Here is a 16,962-nt window from a genome sequence, read left to right on the forward strand (position 1 = left end):
CTTTGATGTGAGCGGCGGCGGTGATGACGGCCGCCGTTTCCTTTTGCGGGTTGTCGTGAGCGAATTGCCGCAGCCGTCGTTTGTATGTCTGGCTATACGTTGGCTGTGCTACTTTGCAGAGAGTGAAACAGCAGACGACAAAATGCCGGCAAAGCCCATAATGGTTAAACCAAATATGCCGCATCCCGCATTGCCGGGCGCGGACTGGGCTGATTGTTACGAGCTACAGGTACAGGAATCGGATTTTACGGCAGTCGCTGCCGCGCGCACAATGTTCGGCAAATTTCCTTTTTGGGTGCGGTCACTGCTAAAGCTGCGCGATACGGTCGTCAGCGTCTTCGGCCTGAAATCTACGGGACATCACTCCCTAAATACGTCGGAAACAATCGGCTTCTTTCCGATCGTCAGCAAATCAGAGAACCAAGTTGTTCTCGGCTTCGACGACAAGCACCTTGATTTCCGTGTCGTAATCGATGTGCGGGATGATGGTCAGGGGCGTCGACTCATCGATATAACGACGCTCGTGAAACGGAAAATCTTGCTCGGCCAGATCTATATCGCTGTGATCACGCCGTTCCATCGGTTGATTGTCGAGACAGTGCTGACTGACTTCGGCAAACGAATGGGCGCACTCAGTTCGCCGCCGTCACCGTAAAACCCTGCTTGCGCAGCAGTTCCACCAGACCTTGATCGCCGACCAGATGCAGTGCGCCGACGGCGATGAAGGCGTTGCCCTTGGCGAGGATCGGCGCGGCGCGCTCGGCCATTACCTTGTTGCGGTCCAAAATGATGCGCTGTTCGAAGGCGGCGGTATCATCGTCGGACAGGTTCTGATCCGGCACGATGCTCTTCAGCATCGGGACGATCGCGCCGATATTGCCGGCGAGATAGAGATCGGTCATGGTTTCGTTGACGTCGTTGATCTTGTCGCCGAGTTCCAGCGTCTGGATCAGCGATTTCACGTGAAGTTCGATCGGCAGATCGCTCATGGCCTTGGCCTGTTCGGCCAGTGTTTCCAGCCCCTTGACCTGTTTGCCGCTAGCGATCGCGTCGCTCGCAAGCTTCTGATCGAGGAATTTCATGCCGGCCGTCTTGCGGCGGACTTCACAGCCGGTCATTTCGAAAGAGCTCGAAATCAGCCAGGGCTGCATGTGGGCGACGGTGGCGAGCGACACGCCGCGCTGTTTCAGGCCCGCTTCCAGCTTGGCATTCTCTTCGGGCGACAGATGCTGGCTAATGGTCGAGCCGTCGGTCAGCATCATCAAAGACGGATTGCCGAAGAGAGCTGCCATCGCCTTCTTGTCGTCGAGGATTTCATCGGATTCGACGACGATCGTATCCGCCCCGGCACTTGCTTCGGCTGCGCCCTTCGGCATGGTCACCACGCGCGCGTCGCTGACATGCATGGTGCCGAGCAGCCAGGAGGGTTTCAGGCCGAGCTTTTCGATCTTCCAGAAGATGCTCTTGCCATTCGCCACCTTGTCACCCTCGGCGAGGATCGAGGCATATTTGGCGGGATCGCTTTTCTGCAGTTCAGCCATCAGATCTTTGCCGCCGCAGCTATCGGACGCGGCCTCTTCGGCATGCGCAGGCGCCAGCGACAACAGAGCCACGATCAATGCCGTCATCAGCATCCAGGGAAAGGCCGTCGCCAGCCAGAGGAGAATGTCACCGAATCTCGACGCTGTCAGCCGCGCTGTCTTGATTCCGAGAGCAGACATTATCTCAACCTTCCGAAAGCAGGGGACATGATCGCGACTTTGGCCGGGATCATGTCGAATTAGCTTCTGCTCTATCCGCCTGAAACGCATATTCCCTTAACGCGAGAGGTTAACGCTTTCTTACGCCCGCGGGTGAGCCCGGTCATAGACCTCCAGCAACCGCGATGAATCGACGCCGGTGTAGACCTGTGTTGTCGAAAGGCTGGCATGGCCGAGCAATTCCTGGATCGTACGCAGATCGCCGCCACCTGCGAGCAGATGCGTGGCGAAAGAATGGCGCAGCGCATGGGGCGTCGCCGTGTCCGGCAGCCCGAAGGCGCTACGCAGCTTCTGCATGCCGCGCTGGATGAGGCCCGCATGCAGCTTGCCGCCGCGCGCGCCCCGAAAGAGCGGGGCATCTGCGTCGAGATGATAGGGGCAGAGCGCACGGTATTTCTCGACCGCTTCGACGACAATGGGCAGCAGCGGCACCAGCCGGGTCTTGTTGCCCTTGCCGGTGATCCGTAGCGCCGTCGCGCCGGGGCGCACGTCTTCCGGCGTCAGATCCAGCGCTTCGGAGATGCGCAGGCCACAGCCATAGAGCAGGGTCAGCACGGCCGTGTCGCGCGCGGCGATCCAGGGCTCGTCATGCATCTGCGCCTCGTCGCTGACGACGGTGATCGCCTGGGTGTCCGACAGCGGCTTCGGCAGTGATTTCGGCTGCTTCGGCGAGCGTACCGCTCCGGCGCCGGCCGCGTTCACCAGGCCTTTCTTTTCAAGATAGCGCAGCAGCGAACGAAGGCCGGCGAGGTTGCGCCCGAGCGAACGCGCACCTGCGCCATCCTTGCGGCGCGCAGCCAGAAAACCGCGGAAGTCGGCGGGGCGTAGCGCATGGATATCCTTGATTGTCGCCGGGCCACCGAGATGGCCTGTCAGAAACGTCAGGAATTGCCGCGTGTCACGCTCGTAGGCATCCAGCGTATGGGCCGAAAGCCGCCGCTCCTGGCCGAGCGTATCCAACCAACGGCTGCGCTCAGCCATCAGCTCGGGATCGGCGATAATCAGCAACTCGTTCAGTGGAAAACCCCTTGAAATTCAAATTCCTTCTGCCACTTTGAAGGAGGGAAGGTTATGGAATCGCTAACATTCCTACTGCGCCGTGTCTCTCCTTTGCGTACGGAAAGATCGCAGTAGTTCTTTTCAACTGCGTATAGGCTGCGCCTTGAATCAAAATCGATTTAAGCGGTTATACGCGAGGCGCTTGTCATGCTTCGATCATATTCGATTGCAATAGAGTACAACCCAACCATCCAGGGCATTTCATGGCACGTCGCGGTTCGATAACTGCATTGGGACAACTTGCAGAAGCAATTGCTTTGGTGTCCCAGGGCCAGCCCGGACATATCGTCGATACGCTGATCGCCGAGCGCGGCCAGAAGATCGTTCGCAACCCGCTCTGGCCCTTGATGCGGCCCTTTCTCTACACGCTGCTGCGCTACAACAAGGCGATCGAATTTGCCAACGACATCGCCAAGCTGCCGGGTTTCCAGTGCTTCGAATATATGAGCGATCTGCTGCGGCTCGATATAGGGGTAACCCATGCCGAACGCATCCCGGCTTCCGGCGGCTTCATTCTCGTCAGCAACCATCCGACCGGCATTGCCGACGGCGTCGCCGTCTTCGATCTCCTGAAGACGCGCCGGCCCGATATGATGGTTTTCGCCAATCGCGACGCTGTCCGCGTCAATCCGCGATTCGCCGAGATGATCATCCCGGTCGAATGGCGTGAGGAATATAAGAGCAAACTGAAGACGCGCGAAACGCTGCAGATCACCAATCGCGCCGTTGCCGAGGGCAAGGTCACCGTGCTCTTCCCCTCCGGCCGCATCGCCTATTGGGCAAACGGCAAGCTGAACGAGCGGCCTTGGAAGACGTCGGCCGTGGGGCTGGCGCGCAAGTACAATCTGCCGATCCTGCCGGTGCATCTGACGGCGCGCAATTCCGGGCTGTTCTACTGGTTCGCCAAATGGTCGACGGAGCTGCGCGACATGACGGTGTTCCACGAGCTCCTCAACAAGCGCGGCGACCGCTTCGATTTCCTGATCGGCAATCTCATCCCGGTCGAGCATCTGGACGGCGACGTCAACGAAGTGACGAAGGCGCTGGAGAAGCATACGGTGTTCGATCTGGCTGCCGACGGAAATACGACGTTTGCGCCGGTCGGTCCTCCGGCTGCGGTCCAGGATATGGCAGCCGCCGTCGCGGAGCATTCCGTTTGACGGCTGTTGGCGGCTCATTGCTTCGGCATCCTGTGTCAAAAGACAACAGCGGTGAAAGTTTGAAGTGGCTTCGGACAATATGATGCCGAACCACCCCGGGTTTCTTTTTGTCGCCGCTCGGGGCATGGTCTGGCGCGATGACTAAAGATTCGTCCGATCTGTTCGGCGCGCTGTTTGAAGCTGCGCCCGCACACCCGACCATGAGCCGCACGGTCCCGGTTCTGGTGCCGATGCCAGCGCCGAAGCCCTATTCCTATGCGGTGCCGGAAGGCATGGCGGTTGAGCCCGGCTCGGTCGTGCAGGTGCCGCTCGGACCGAGGCAGGTGATCGGCGTCGTCTGGGATGGCGGCGACGAGGGCGGCGTCGATCCGAAGAAGCTGCGGCCGATCAGCCATGTCTTCGATTGCCCGCCGCTGACCAAGGAGATGCGCGATTTCATCGACTGGGTGGCCGCCTATACGCTGTCGCCGCCGGGGCTGGTGGCGCGCATGGCGCTGCGCGCGCCCGCAGCCTTCGATCCCGAACCGATGGTCGAGGGCCTTCGTTTTGTCGGCGGCGCACCGGAACGGCTGACACCCGCCCGCACCCGAGTCATGGAGACGGCAAAGGACGGCCTCTCGTGGACGCGCAGCGGGCTGGCGCACGCTGCCGGCGTTTCGACTGGAGTCGTCGACGGGCTGATCGCGCAGGGCATTTTCGAAACCATATTCCTGCCGCCGCCGCCCGTGGTCGCCAGGCCCGATCCGGATTTCACCGCCTCGCGGCTCGAAGGCCCGCAGCGCGAAGCGGCCGATGAAATCCTTGCCGAGGTGCGCAAGGGCGAATTCACCGTGTCGCTGATCGACGGCGTTACCGGCTCGGGCAAGACCGAGGTCTATTTCGAGGCGATCGCCGAGACGCTGAAGCGCGGCAAGCAGGTGCTGATCCTGCTGCCGGAAATCGCGCTGACGGCGAGTTTCCTCGAGCGCTTTCAGGATCGCTTCGGCGCTAAGCCGGCCGAATGGCACTCGGATCTGGCGCCGCGCATGCGCGAAAAAGTCTGGCGGCAGGCGGTGACCGGCGAGGTCCGGGTCGTTGCCGGCGCGCGCTCGGCGCTGTTCCTGCCCTTCGAAGACCTTGGCCTGATCATCGTCGACGAAGAGCACGATCCCGCCTACAAGCAGGAGGATCGGGTCTATTACAACGCCCGCGACATGGCGGTCGTGCGCGGCCGGATCGGCGATTTTCCGGTGGTGCTGGTTTCGGCGACCCCCTCCGTCGAGAGCCAGGTTAACGGCCAGAGCGGGCGTTACAGCACCATCCATCTGCCGACCCGCTACGGGGATGCAGCTCTTCCGGACCTGCATCTGATCGACATGCGCCGGCATGCGCCGGAGCGCGGTGGGTTCCTCTCGCCGCTGCTGATCCGGGCGATCGGCAAGACGGTGGAAAAGGGCGAGCAGTCATTGTTGTTCCTCAACAGGCGCGGCTATGCGCCGTTGACGCTCTGCCGGGTCTGCGGGCATCGCTTCCAATGTCCGCAATGTTCGAGTTGGCTGGTGGAACATCGTTTCCGTGGTCAGATCCAGTGCCATCAATGCGGCTACGCCGAACGGACGCCAGAGGCCTGCCCGGAATGCGGCACGCTCGACCATCTCGTCGCCTGCGGTCCGGGCGTCGAGCGCATTGCCGAGGAGGTTGAGCGGCATTTCCCCGAAGCGCGGACGATCGTGCTCTCCTCCGATATCATGGGCGGCGTCAAGCGGCTGCGGCTGGAGCTGGAGGCCATTGCCAAAGGCGAGGCGGATATCGTCATCGGCACGCAGCTCGTCGCCAAAGGACACAATTTCCCGCTGATGACGCTGGTCGGCATCGTCGACGCCGATCTTGGTCTTGCCAATGGCGATCCGCGTGCGGCCGAGCGGACATTCCAGCTTCTGTCGCAGGTGACCGGCCGCGCCGGGCGAACCGGGCTCAAGAGCCACGGCCTGTTGCAGACCTATCAGCCGCAGCACCCCGTCATGCAGGCGATCGTCTCCGGCGATGCCGGCGCTTTCTATGAGCGCGAGATTTCGGAGCGCGAAAGAGCCATATTGCCGCCCTTCGGCCGGCTCGCCTCGATCATCGTCTCGGCCGATACCCGGCAGGATGCGGAAACTCATGCCCGCGGCCTGCGCAATGCGGCGCCGCAGGTCCAGGGCATATCGGTGCTCGGGCCGGCTGAAGCGCCGCTCGCCCTGGTGCGGGGCCGCCATCGTTTCCGCCTGCTTGTGCACGGCCGGCGCAATTCAGATATGCAGGGGTTCCTTCGCGCTTTGCTGGCACAATCGCCGAAGGAGCGCGGTTCCGTGCAGGTGCAGCTTGACATCGATCCACAGAGTTTCCTGTAGTTTCGCGAAACGGTGCCTTTCCGGCGTCTTCCCCTGTTTCGCCTGTTCATGCCATAAGTCAGCCTCTTGATATGATTGATTTGGTTTAGGTTGATTTGGGGACGACCGATGGAGCTTTATTTTCCGACTGACCTGGGCGAACAGCTTGCCTATTGCTCGGCGGCGTTTACGGCGCTCATCGGGTTCCTCGCGATGTTCGCGCCTGGCTATACCTATCGTTTCCTGAAGTTGCAGGTGCGCGAAGGGCGGCCGGAAGCCTATGCCGAGGGACGTTCGGCCGGCGGCTTCTATCTGGGCTTCGGGCTGGTCGCTATCCTGCTGGCGCAGCCGATGGTCTACCTGGCGCTCGGGGCGTCCTTTGCCGTTGCCGCATTCGGTCGCATCCTCTCGATCATGTCGGATCGGGGAAGCGTTCTCGTGAATTTGTTACTTCTGGTTGTCCAGGCGATTTTGGCGGCTCTACCGCTTCTTTACGGATTGGGCTATATTTGATCGAAAATGATCTCGCTTCGGCTGCAATTGCCCGCGCTATCCCCATGGTTTTGAACTTTTTGCCATCATAAATTCACCCGAATAGCGTATTCGGCTATTACGCGTGTTGCGAGTCTCAATATCCTATGTTAGACGAACCCCGAATTTCGGATGAGGTAGGGGGAAGCCCCTGCTGATTTCTGGGGGAAATCAAAACGAATTCAAGAACATGTGGCTTCCGTCTCCCGGAAGCCGGATTCTTGGGTTGAAATCAGGGAATTTTGTGCCCGTGGCAGACACATCCCAGCATATTTCTGGTGTCGCAGAGCGATATGCCTCGTCATTGTTCGAGCTGGCCCTCGAAGAGGGTGCTGTTCCGGCAGTGACCGCCGATCTCGATCGGTTTCAAGCCATGCTGGATGACAGCGAAGATCTGAAGCGTTTCGTCTCGAGCCCGGTCTTTTCGGCCGAAGAGCAGGTCGGTGCCGTCCAGGCGCTGGCAACGAAGGCGGGCTTCGGCAATTACGTCACCAATTTCCTCAAGGTCGTGGCAGGCAACCGGCGCCTTTTTGCGCTGCCGGGCATGATCAAGGCTTTCCGTATCATCGCCGCGAAGCATCGCGGCGAAGTTTCCGCCGAGGTCACCTCGGCGCATGCGCTGACCCCGGCGCAGGAAGATGAATTGAAGGCGGCGCTGAAGGGCGTCACCGGCAAGGACGTGGCGATTGCCGTCACCGTCGATCCGTCGATTCTTGGTGGCCTGATCGTCAAGGTCGGTTCGCGTCAGATCGATACGTCCCTTCGCACCAAACTCTCCACCCTTAAGCTTGCATTGAAAGAGGTCGGCTGATGGATATCCGCGCCGCGGAAATTTCCGCAATTCTGAAAGATCAGATCAAAAACTTCGGCAAGGAAGCTGAAGTCTCCGAAGTCGGCCAGGTTCTCTCCGTCGGTGACGGTATCGCCCGCGTCTACGGTCTGGACAATGTTCAGGCCGGCGAAATGGTCGAATTCCCCGGCGGCATCCGTGGCATGGCGCTGAACCTCGAATCCGACAACGTCGGCGTGGTTATCTTCGGCTCCGACCGTGACATCAAGGAAGGCGACACTGTCAAGCGCACCGGCGCGATCGTTGACGTTCCGGTTGGTCCGGAGCTTCTCGGCCGCGTTGTCGACGCGCTCGGTAACCCGATCGACGGCAAGGGCCCGATCAATGCGACCCGCCGCGCTCGCGTCGACGTCAAGGCTCCGGGCATCATTCCGCGCAAGTCGGTTCATGAGCCGATGTCGACCGGCCTGAAGGCCATCGACGCTCTGATCCCGGTTGGCCGCGGCCAGCGCGAGCTTGTCATCGGCGACCGCCAGACCGGCAAGACCGCCATCATTCTCGACACGATCCTGAACCAGAAGGCCATCCACGATGCCGGTCCGGACAGCGAAAAGCTGTACTGCGTCTACGTCGCTATCGGGCAGAAGCGTTCGACCGTTGCTCAGTTCGTCAAGGTGCTCGAAGAGCGCGGTGCGCTGAAGTACTCGATCGTCGTCGCCGCAACGGCTTCCGACCCGGCCCCGATGCAGTACTTGGCGCCGTTCGCCGGTTGCGCCATGGGCGAATATTTCCGTGACAACGGCATGCACGCCCTGATCGGCTACGACGACCTGTCGAAGCAGGCTGTTTCCTATCGTCAGATGTCGCTGCTGCTGCGCCGCCCGCCGGGCCGCGAAGCCTATCCGGGCGACGTTTTCTACCTGCATTCGCGCCTTCTCGAGCGCGCCGCCAAGATGAACGACGAACAGGGCGCCGGTTCGCTGACCGCTCTTCCGGTCATCGAAACGCAGGGTAACGACGTTTCGGCGTTCATCCCGACCAACGTGATCTCGATCACCGACGGCCAGATCTTCCTCGAAACCGACCTGTTCTATCAGGGTATCCGCCCGGCCGTTAACGTCGGTCTGTCGGTTTCGCGCGTCGGTTCGTCCGCACAGATCAAGGCGATGAAGCAGGTTGCCGGCTCGATCAAGGGCGAACTCGCCCAGTATCGCGAAATGGCCGCCTTCGCTCAGTTCGGTTCGGACCTCGATGCCGCAACGCAGCGCCTGCTGAACCGCGGCGCCCGCCTGACCGAGCTCCTGAAGCAGCCGCAGTTCTCGCCGCTGAAGACGGAAGAGCAGGTTGCGGTGATCTTCTCCGGCGTCAACGGCTATCTCGATAAGATCGGCGTTGCCCTGGTCGGCAAGTTTGAGCAGGGCCTGCTTTCCTACCTGCGGTCGGAAGGCAAGGACATCCTCGACGCGATCCGCACTGAAAAGGCCATCAGCGATGCGACCAAGAGCAAGCTCATCGCTGCTCTCGACAGCTACGCCAAGTCTTTCGCCTGATCGGACCTCACTTCTAGGACGGATACCGGATGCCTTCACTTAAGGATCTGAAAAACCGGATCGCCTCCGTCAAGGCGACGCAGAAGATCACCAAGGCGATGAAAATGGTCGCCGCGGCGAAGCTTCGGCGCGCCCAGGAGGCGGCCGAGGCCGCACGGCCCTATTCGGAACGCATGAGCGCCGTTCTTGCCAATATCACGGCTGCCGTCAGCGACGCGGACGGTGCGCCGCCGCTGATGACCGGCACCGGCAAGAGCGATGTGCATTTGCTCATCGTCTGCACGGCTGAGCGTGGCCTTTGCGGCGGTTTCAACTCGCAGATCGCACGTTTTGCCCGCGATCACGTCCGCAAGCTGCTGGCCGACGGCAAGACCGTGAAGATCTTCACGGTCGGCAAGAAGGGCTACGACATCCTGCGCCGTGAATATGCTTCGCTGATCGTCGAGCGCAAGGAACTGCGCGACGTCAAGCGTATCGGTTTCGACAATGCCGATGCCATCGGCAAGCGTGTCATCGAAATGTTCGAAGGCGGCGAGTTCGACGTCTGCACGCTGTTCTATTCCGAGTTCAAGTCGGTGATCAGCCAGGTGCCGACCGCGTTTCAGCTCGTCCCGGCTTCGGCTCCGACCGTTGTCGAAGAGGATGCTGAGCATAAGGGTGCCGTTTACGAATACGAGCCGGATGCGGCTTCGATCCTCGCGGACCTGATTCCGCGCAACATCTCCGTCCAGATCTTCCGCGCGCTCCTCGAGAACGTCGCCGGCGAGATGGGCGCCAAGATGAGCGCGATGGACAATGCGACGCGCAACGCTGGTGAGATGATCAACAAGCTGACGCTCAATTACAACCGTCAGCGCCAGGCACAGATCACCAAGGAATTGATTGAAATCATTTCGGGCGCGGAAGCGCTCTGAGGTTAGGAAAAGAGGGTAAGAATATGGCTGACGCAGCTACCCCCGCAGGTTCTGTCGGTAAGGTTACGCAGGTTATCGGCGCCGTTGTGGACGTTGCTTTCGAAGGCGAACTCCCGGCGATCCTGAACGCGCTTGAAACCGACAACAATGGCAACCGTCTGGTTCTCGAAGTCGCACAGCACCTCGGCGAAAACGCGGTCCGCACCATCGCCATGGACTCGACCGAAGGTCTGGTTCGCGGCCAGTCCGTCAAGGACACGGGCGCGCCGATCTCGGTTCCGGTCGGACATGAAACGCTTGGCCGTATCATGAACGTTATCGGCGAGCCGGTCGACGAAGCAGGTCCGCTGAATACCCAGAAGAAGCGCGCCATCCACCAGGATGCTCCGTCCTACGTCGAGCAGTCCACGGAAGCGCAGATTCTCGTCACCGGCATCAAGGTCGTTGACCTGCTCGCTCCCTACGCTAAGGGCGGCAAGATCGGCCTCTTCGGCGGCGCAGGCGTCGGCAAGACCGTTCTCATCATGGAACTGATCAACAACGTCGCCAAGGCGCACGGTGGTTACTCGGTGTTCGCAGGCGTGGGTGAACGTACCCGCGAAGGCAACGACCTCTACCACGAAATGATCGAATCTGGCGTCAACAAGCATGGCGGCGGCGAAGGCTCCAAGGCTGCGCTCGTTTACGGCCAGATGAACGAACCGCCGGGCGCTCGTGCTCGCGTCGCTCTGACCGGTCTGACCGTTGCTGAAAACTTCCGCGATGAAGGCCAGGACGTTCTGTTCTTCGTCGACAACATCTTCCGCTTCACCCAGGCTGGTTCGGAAGTGTCGGCTCTGCTCGGCCGTATTCCTTCGGCCGTGGGCTATCAGCCGACGCTCGCCACCGACATGGGCCAGATGCAGGAACGCATCACCACGACGACGACGGGCTCGATCACCTCGGTTCAGGCCATTTACGTTCCGGCCGACGACTTGACCGACCCGGCACCGGCAACCTCGTTCGCCCACTTGGACGCAACGACGGTTCTGTCGCGCTCGATCGCTGAAAAGGGTATCTACCCGGCCGTCGACCCGCTCGACTCCACCTCGCGCATGCTCGACCCGATGGTCGTCGGCGAAGAGCACTATGAAGTCGCTCGTAAGGTTCAGTCGACCCTGCAGCGCTACAAGGCTCTCCAGGACATCATCGCCATCCTCGGCATGGACGAACTGTCGGAAGAAGACAAGCTGGCCGTTGCCCGCGCCCGCAAGATCGAGCGCTTCCTGTCGCAGCCGTTCTTCGTCGCAGAAGTCTTCACCGGTTCGCCGGGTAAGCTCGTCGCTCTCGAAGACACGATCAAGGGCTTCAAGGGCCTAGTCAACGGCGAATACGATCACCTGCCGGAAGCCGCTTTCTACATGGTCGGCTCGATCGAAGAGGCGATGGAAAAAGCCAAGAAGCTGGCTGCCTGATAAGACCAATCGAACGGCGCGCGAGGTTTCGTGCGCCGTTGCCTTGAAATAAAGACAATCGAGAAGAGACCGGTCATGCCTGACAATTTCAATTTCGAACTGGTATCTCCGGAGCGTCTGCTTCTGTCGGAGCAGGTTATCGATGTCGTCATTCCCGCCAGCGAAGGCGAGATGACCGTCATGGCCCATCATGCGCCGACGATGACCATGATCAAGCCGGGCGTCGTCAAGGTGCATGCCGCATCGGGCAAGAAGCAGGATTACGTCGTGTTCGGCGGCTTCGCCGACATCCTGCCGACCGGCTGCACGCTGCTGGCCGAATCCGCAATTCCGGTAGAAGATCTCAACCAGGATGAGCTGACGCGTCGTATCGATATCGCCAGGGCAGAACTCGAAGATGCCGAGCATCACGAGCACAAGTCGCGCCTTGAGCACTACATCATGGAAATGACGCGGCTGCGCGGCGCAATCGGCCAAGATTGATCCGGTACCTAGTCTCAGGTTTTGAATGAGAGCGGCCTTTGGGGGCCGCTTTTTTGTTGGGTGGTTCGGTTTGCGTCAGCCCTGATAGCCGCCGAGCAAATGCCGATGCAACTGGCTTGCTTCCGGCGAGAGCGCACGGAAGCGGGGGGCGCCCAGATAATAACCGAAGCCGCTTTCGACCCGGTCGTTGCCGATGGTAATCAGTGCGCCCGAGCGCAGATGTTCCTCGATAAGTCCGAGGCTGCCGAGCGCGATACCCTCGCCGCGCAATGCCGCCTCGACCGCCATGATGTAGGTGGAGAAGGATAGCCGCGGTCGGGGCAGTTTGCTCCTCAATGGGTTGCCGATGCGGCCGAACCATTGGCGGAAGCTGATCCAGTGGGCGTTGAAGCGCTCGTAATCGATGAGATCCAGCCCGGCTATGTCAGCCGATGTCAAAGCCTGCGGCTCCAGGCCGCGGCTGGCGAGATAATCGGGCGAGGCGATCGGAACCAGCACTTCCTTCATCAATAGCGTCAGGTTCCAGCGCGGATGTTCGCCGGTGGAATAGAGAATGACGAGGTCGTTGGTTTCCGATGCAAGTTCCGAAGGCGAGTCCGTCGTCAGCAGGCGGACGGAGATGCCGGGGCTCTCCTTGCCGAAATCCTTGAGCCGCTGCCCGAGCCAGAGATGCGAGACCGAGCCGCTGGCAGCGATCGAAATGATCTCGCCTGTGCCGGCGCGGAAAGGCTCCAGGCTCTCCTCGAGATATTCCAGCGTGGCGCGGACGCGCTGAAACAGCCGTTCGCCTTCCGGCGTCAGCGCCAAGTTCCGGCCGCGCCGGGTAAAGAGCGCGGCGCCCAGATGATCCTCCAGCCCCTTGATACGTCGGCTGACGGCCGCTTGCGTGATGTTCAATTCGCGGCCGGCGCGGGAAAAGTTCATCGCGCGCGCCGCGGCATCGAACACGCGAAAGGATTCCAGCGGTATCTTCTCCAGCATTGTCTCTCCATAACTTCAAGTCATCAATATTCCCGATAAATGGCCAGATTTGAAGAGCTGAAATTGTGATGCAGGATTGCGGCATCGAATCTGCTGCGCTTTTCCTGGTGATCCTCGTGTCCTTTTCCATTTCCGCCATTCCAGACATCCACTTTGGCAGCGGCGCGCTGTCCGGCCTTGCCAGCGCCGTCAAATCCTTCGATGGTGTTTCCGCCGCTTTCTTGGTGATCGATGCCTTTCTGGCTCAGTCGGGTCTTGCGAATAAAATCAGAAGCGATCTGACGGAAGCGGGCATCGCCACGCAGGTATTCTCGAATTTCTCCGGCGAGCCGAAACTCGCGCATATCCGCTCGGCGATAGAAGCGGCGAAGGGCGCGGATCTGGTAATCGGCGTCGGCGGCGGTTCGGCGCTGGATATCGCCAAGATCGTCGCCTGTTGCGCAGCATCGGGCGAAGACCCGATGTTTTATGCACTGGCCGCCAATCCCCTACCGAAGAGCCCGCTGAAGAAGATCATGGTGCCGACGACGGCCGGTACTGGCTCGGAGACCTCGGCCACCAATATTTTTGCAGGCCCCGAGGGCAAGAAGCTCTGGATCTGGGGGCTGGAAACCAAGGCAGATCTCGTCATCCTCGATCCGGCTCTGACGACCACGCTGCCGGCGGGTCTCACCGCCTGGTGCGGCCTCGATGCCTTCATCCATGCTTTCGAGGCGGCGACGAACCGCAACACGCATCGCGGTGCGCAGCTCTACGCCTATCAGGCACTGCGGCTGATCACCGGCGCGCTGGAAACGGCGGTGAAGGAGCCCGGCAATATCGAGGCGCGGGGTGACGTGCTGCTCGGCTCCTGCTTCGCCGGCATCGCCATCGACAATTGCGGCACGGCGATTGCCCACAATATCAGCCACGCGCTGGCCGGCCTTGCGCCGGTCCACCATGGGCTTGCAACCGCCCTCGGCTTTGAAGCGACGCTGCCCTGGCTGGTCGAGGCGGATACGGTTGATCTCAACGCTGCCGCAAGGGCTTGCGGCCTCGAAGGTGCGGCGGCGCTGCCCGCCTTCCTCTCCGATTGGATGGACCGTTGCGGTATTGTCCACGCTTTGCCGGCAGCGTTCATACCTTTCGATACGACCGATCTCGCGCGCGAAATGCGCGCTCCGGAAAACCAGCCGATGCGGCGTTCGACCGTACGCGATGTCACGGATGCCGACATCGACCGCTTCGCCGCCACCGTCATGGCGCTGCCGAAAGGAATTTGAGATGACCAAGAATTATACGCGCGACTATTGGGAAGGCGTTCTATCCGGCCTCAAGCTCGAAGGGCGGCATTTCATCGATGGCGCCTATCGCGCCTCTTCCTCCGGCGCGACCTTCACCCGCGTCCGGCCGATGGATGGCAGACCAGGTGCGGAACTGGCCCGTGGCAACGCGGCCGATATTGACGCTGCCGTGGCTGCCGCGCGTGCCGCCTTCGAAAGCGGCATCTGGCGCAGGAAGGAGCCGCTGGAAAAGAAGCGGATCATGCTGAAATGGGCCGAACTCATCCGCGCCCATGGCGAAGAACTCGCCATGCTGGAAACACTTGATGTCGGCAAGCCGGTCATGGCCTCGCTCACCGTCGATGTGCGCCTCTGCGCCGACGGCATCCAGTTTTACGGTGAGATGATCGACAAGATGTATGACGAGATCGCGCCGACCGGGCAGAATGCCCGCGCTTTGGTGCGCAAGGTACCGCTCGGTGTCATCGGGGCGATTACGCCTTGGAACTATCCGATGATCATCGATGCCTGGAAACTCGGCCCGGCCATCGCGGCCGGCAATTCCGTGGTGCTGAAGCCGGCGGAGCAGTCCTCGCTATCCGCCATCCGCCTGGCCGAACTTGCGTTCGAAGCAGGGCTGCCCGCCGGTGTCTTCAACGTCGTCACCGGCTATGGCGAAGAGACCGGCAAGCCGCTGGCGCTGCATATGGATGTCGACATGATCGCCTTCACCGGCTCGACCGAGGTCGGCAAGCTGATCATGGGCTATGCGGCGCAGTCGAACGTCAAGCGCGTGGCGCTGGAACTCGGCGGCAAGTCGCCGTTGGTCGTCTTCGAAGACGCCAATCTCGATGCGGCGGCGAGTGCGGCCGCCTGGGGCTGCTTCTACAATTCCGGCGAAACCTGCCATGCCTCGACGCGGCTGATCGTGCAGCGCTCGATGCAGGAGAAGCTGATTGCGAAGATCGAGGCAGTGACCCGCTTCGATATCGCGCTCAAGCATCCGCTGGACCCCACGGCGCAGATCGGCGCGCTGATCGAGGAGGAGCATATGAACAAGGTGCTGTCGATGATTGCCGCCGGCGAGAAGGAAGGCGCGCGCCGCGCCTTCGGCGCCGAGCGTGTCTTGAGCGAGACTGGTGGCTATTATGTTTCGCCCGGCGTCTTCGTCGACATGAGCAACGACATGAGCCTGGCGCGGCAGGAGATTTTCGGGCCCGTGCTCGCCGCTATTCCCTTCGATACCGAGGAGCAGGCCCTAAAGATCGCAAATGACACCATCTACGGCCTCGCCGGCGCCGTCTTCACCAAGGACATGGATCGTGCTCACCGCTTTGCCGAGGCGATCCATGCGGGCACCGTATGGATCAACACCTATGATATGTCGAATTTTGCCACGCCCTTCGGCGGCTTCAAGCAGTCTGGCTTCGGCCGCGACCGCTCGGTGCATGCGATCGACAAATATTGCGACTACAAGACCATCTGGCAGCAGTTCGGCTAAGGTTTGGGGGGCATGACCATGAGCAAGATTGTTTCCATCGAAATCACCCATCACCGGCTGCCGCTCGATCCGCCGTTCAAGGCGAGCTGGGATGGGCGGCCGCGCTGGCATTTCGATGCGACGATCGTCCGCGTTCGGGATGACGAGGGCCGCGAGGGCATCGGCTCCGGTGACCTAATGAAAGGGTTCGAGGGGCACGAGGATCTGTTCATCGGTCAGGACCCGCGGCATCTGGAGCGCCATTACGAGGTCCTGTCGCATATTAATTTTCACTACGGCCGCTGCTGGCCGATGGATCTGGCGCTCTGGGATCTCTCCGGCAAGATCACTGGCGAGCCGGTTTGGCGGATGCTTGGCGGCCGGGCCAGCCGTGTGCGCCTCTACGCTTCCTCCGGCGTGTTGCGAGAGCCGGCTGCAATGGCGGAGCAGGCGGAACGTTATCTCGAAGAAGGCTTTCCGGCGATGAAGGTGCGTTTCTCTTCGTCTGCGGGCGGGCGCGGCAGTTGGCGGGACGATGTGAAGGCCCTGGAGGCGATCCGTGCGCGTGTGGGCACCAGGCTGGAACTGATGGTCGACTGCAACCAGGGTTGGCGCATGCCGTGGGATACGACATTACCATGGACTTTCAAGGATGCGCTGGCGGTTGCAAAAGAGCTGGAGCGGCTCGGCATCTATTGGATGGAGGAGCCGTTGCATCGTTCTGACCGCAAGGGCATGCAGGAGCTGAAGCAGGCGACCTCCGTGCGCATTGCCGGCGGCGAGATGACGCGGGAGCTGTATGAGTTCCGTGACATCATCGAGGAACGCGCCTTCGATGTCATTCAGCCGGATGTGGCGCTGGTCGGCGGCATCACCGGCTGCCGGCGGCTGGTCTACCAGGCGCGCGAGGCGGGTGTCCAATTTACGCCGCACTCATGGACGAATGGTATCGGTGTGCTGGCGAACGCGCATTTGACCGCGGGTGTCGGGGATGCGCCTTGGCTCGAATATCCGTATGACAATCCGGAATGGAGCGAGGCCCGTCGTGACTATCCGATGGCGATGCCGCTCAAGCACGATGAGGGCTGGCTGGATTTGGGGCTATCTCCCGGCCTCGGTGTTGTTCTCGATGAGGAGCGACTGAAAGCCACTCGCATCTGACATGATGCTCGGCCTTCCCGGTCGAGTTT

At 61.0% G+C, this 16,962-nt stretch carries 15 protein-coding genes; 12 read left to right on the plus strand and 3 right to left on the minus strand.

The window, feature by feature from the left end:
- Positions 1–7 precede the first annotated feature (7 nt).
- Positions 8–655 (plus strand): DUF2867 domain-containing protein, encoded by a 648-nt coding sequence (locus ACXHXG_RS18830; RefSeq protein ID WP_349254294.1) that lies wholly within the window; start codon positions 8–10, stop codon positions 653–655.
- Here the strand turns inward: ACXHXG_RS18830 and ACXHXG_RS18835 are convergent.
- Positions 633–1,724, minus strand: a complete 1,092-nt coding sequence (locus ACXHXG_RS18835; RefSeq protein WP_457900297.1) for a TraB/GumN family protein — start codon at positions 1,722–1,724, stop codon at positions 633–635. The genes ACXHXG_RS18830 and ACXHXG_RS18835 overlap by 23 nt on opposite strands.
- A 117-nt stretch (positions 1,725–1,841) precedes the next feature.
- The gene (locus tag ACXHXG_RS18840; RefSeq protein ID WP_457900298.1) at positions 1,842–2,777 is read right to left on the minus strand and encodes a tyrosine recombinase XerC; all 936 of its coding nucleotides are present in this window, start codon (positions 2,775–2,777) and stop codon (positions 1,842–1,844) included.
- Between the two features lie 245 nt (positions 2,778–3,022).
- Between ACXHXG_RS18840 and ACXHXG_RS18845 the strand changes: the two genes are divergently transcribed.
- From ACXHXG_RS18845 to ACXHXG_RS18880, 8 genes are all read left to right on the plus strand, one after another.
- Positions 3,023–3,979, plus strand: a complete 957-nt coding sequence (locus ACXHXG_RS18845; protein ID WP_104824590.1) for a GNAT family N-acetyltransferase — start codon at positions 3,023–3,025, stop codon at positions 3,977–3,979.
- A 137-nt stretch (positions 3,980–4,116) separates the two neighbouring features.
- Positions 4,117–6,348, plus strand: coding sequence for a primosomal protein N' (locus ACXHXG_RS18850; RefSeq protein WP_457900246.1), 2,232 nt, complete (start codon positions 4,117–4,119; stop codon positions 6,346–6,348).
- Between the two features lie 108 nt (positions 6,349–6,456).
- Positions 6,457–6,840 (plus strand): AGROH133_08824 family phage infection protein, encoded by a 384-nt coding sequence (locus tag ACXHXG_RS18855; RefSeq protein WP_104824588.1) that lies wholly within the window; start codon positions 6,457–6,459, stop codon positions 6,838–6,840.
- Positions 6,841–7,102: 262 nt separating this feature from the next.
- Positions 7,103–7,669 carry a F0F1 ATP synthase subunit delta gene (locus ACXHXG_RS18860; RefSeq protein WP_104825243.1) on the plus strand — a complete coding sequence of 189 codons (567 nt, stop codon included), beginning with the start codon at positions 7,103–7,105 and terminating at the stop codon, positions 7,667–7,669.
- Positions 7,669–9,198: a F0F1 ATP synthase subunit alpha gene (gene atpA / locus ACXHXG_RS18865; protein WP_104824587.1), complete on the plus strand. Its 1,530-nt coding sequence runs from the start codon at positions 7,669–7,671 to the stop codon at positions 9,196–9,198. Before ACXHXG_RS18860 ends, atpA begins: the two co-directional genes overlap by 1 nt.
- Positions 9,199–9,227: 29 nt before the next feature.
- A complete protein-coding gene (locus ACXHXG_RS18870; protein ID WP_104824586.1) occupies positions 9,228–10,112 on the plus strand; it encodes a F0F1 ATP synthase subunit gamma in 885 nt (294 codons plus the stop codon).
- 23 nt (positions 10,113–10,135) lie between these two features.
- On the plus strand, positions 10,136–11,566 hold the full coding sequence (gene atpD / locus ACXHXG_RS18875; RefSeq protein ID WP_104824585.1) for a F0F1 ATP synthase subunit beta: 1,431 nt from the start codon (positions 10,136–10,138) through the stop codon (positions 11,564–11,566).
- A 75-nt stretch (positions 11,567–11,641) separates the two neighbouring features.
- A complete protein-coding gene (locus ACXHXG_RS18880; protein WP_104824584.1) occupies positions 11,642–12,049 on the plus strand; it encodes a F0F1 ATP synthase subunit epsilon in 408 nt (135 codons plus the stop codon).
- 75 nt (positions 12,050–12,124) lie between these two features.
- Here ACXHXG_RS18880 and ACXHXG_RS18885 read toward each other — a convergent pair whose 3' ends face one another.
- Positions 12,125–13,030: a LysR substrate-binding domain-containing protein gene (locus tag ACXHXG_RS18885; protein ID WP_457900247.1), complete on the minus strand. Its 906-nt coding sequence runs from the start codon at positions 13,028–13,030 to the stop codon at positions 12,125–12,127.
- A 68-nt stretch (positions 13,031–13,098) separates the two neighbouring features.
- Here ACXHXG_RS18885 and ACXHXG_RS18890 point away from each other — a divergent pair, with 68 nt between their 5' ends.
- From ACXHXG_RS18890 to ACXHXG_RS18900, 3 genes are read left to right on the plus strand one after another with little or no spacing between them, the layout of a single operon-like run.
- A complete protein-coding gene (locus ACXHXG_RS18890; protein WP_457900299.1) occupies positions 13,099–14,292 on the plus strand; it encodes an iron-containing alcohol dehydrogenase in 1,194 nt (397 codons plus the stop codon).
- A 1-nt stretch (position 14,293) separates the two neighbouring features.
- Positions 14,294–15,793 carry an aldehyde dehydrogenase gene (locus ACXHXG_RS18895; protein WP_457900248.1) on the plus strand — a complete coding sequence of 500 codons (1,500 nt, stop codon included), beginning with the start codon at positions 14,294–14,296 and terminating at the stop codon, positions 15,791–15,793.
- 18 nt (positions 15,794–15,811) lie between these two features.
- A complete protein-coding gene (locus ACXHXG_RS18900; RefSeq protein ID WP_283047766.1) occupies positions 15,812–16,933 on the plus strand; it encodes a mandelate racemase/muconate lactonizing enzyme family protein in 1,122 nt (373 codons plus the stop codon).
- Positions 16,934–16,962: the final 29 nt, after the last annotated feature.

The organism is Rhizobium sp. LEGMi-198b (assembly GCF_054114205.1).

Coding starts and splice junctions, on each gene's coding strand:
- ACXHXG_RS18845 (WP_104824590.1), top strand. CDS start 3,023: ATGGCACGTCGCGGTTCGATAACTGCATTGGGACAACTTGCAGAAGCA.
- ACXHXG_RS18850 (WP_457900246.1), top strand. CDS start 4,117: ATGACTAAAGATTCGTCCGATCTGTTCGGCGCGCTGTTTGAAGCTGCG.
- ACXHXG_RS18855 (WP_104824588.1), top strand. CDS start 6,457: ATGGAGCTTTATTTTCCGACTGACCTGGGCGAACAGCTTGCCTATTGC.
- atpA (WP_104824587.1), top strand. CDS start 7,669: ATGGATATCCGCGCCGCGGAAATTTCCGCAATTCTGAAAGATCAGATC.
- ACXHXG_RS18870 (WP_104824586.1), top strand. CDS start 9,228: ATGCCTTCACTTAAGGATCTGAAAAACCGGATCGCCTCCGTCAAGGCG.
- atpD (WP_104824585.1), top strand. CDS start 10,136: ATGGCTGACGCAGCTACCCCCGCAGGTTCTGTCGGTAAGGTTACGCAG.
- ACXHXG_RS18880 (WP_104824584.1), top strand. CDS start 11,642: ATGCCTGACAATTTCAATTTCGAACTGGTATCTCCGGAGCGTCTGCTT.
- ACXHXG_RS18885 (WP_457900247.1), bottom strand. CDS start 13,030: ATGCTGGAGAAGATACCGCTGGAATCCTTTCGCGTGTTCGATGCCGCG.
- ACXHXG_RS18890 (WP_457900299.1), top strand. CDS start 13,099: ATGCAGGATTGCGGCATCGAATCTGCTGCGCTTTTCCTGGTGATCCTC.
- ACXHXG_RS18895 (WP_457900248.1), top strand. CDS start 14,294: ATGACCAAGAATTATACGCGCGACTATTGGGAAGGCGTTCTATCCGGC.
- ACXHXG_RS18900 (WP_283047766.1), top strand. CDS start 15,812: ATGAGCAAGATTGTTTCCATCGAAATCACCCATCACCGGCTGCCGCTC.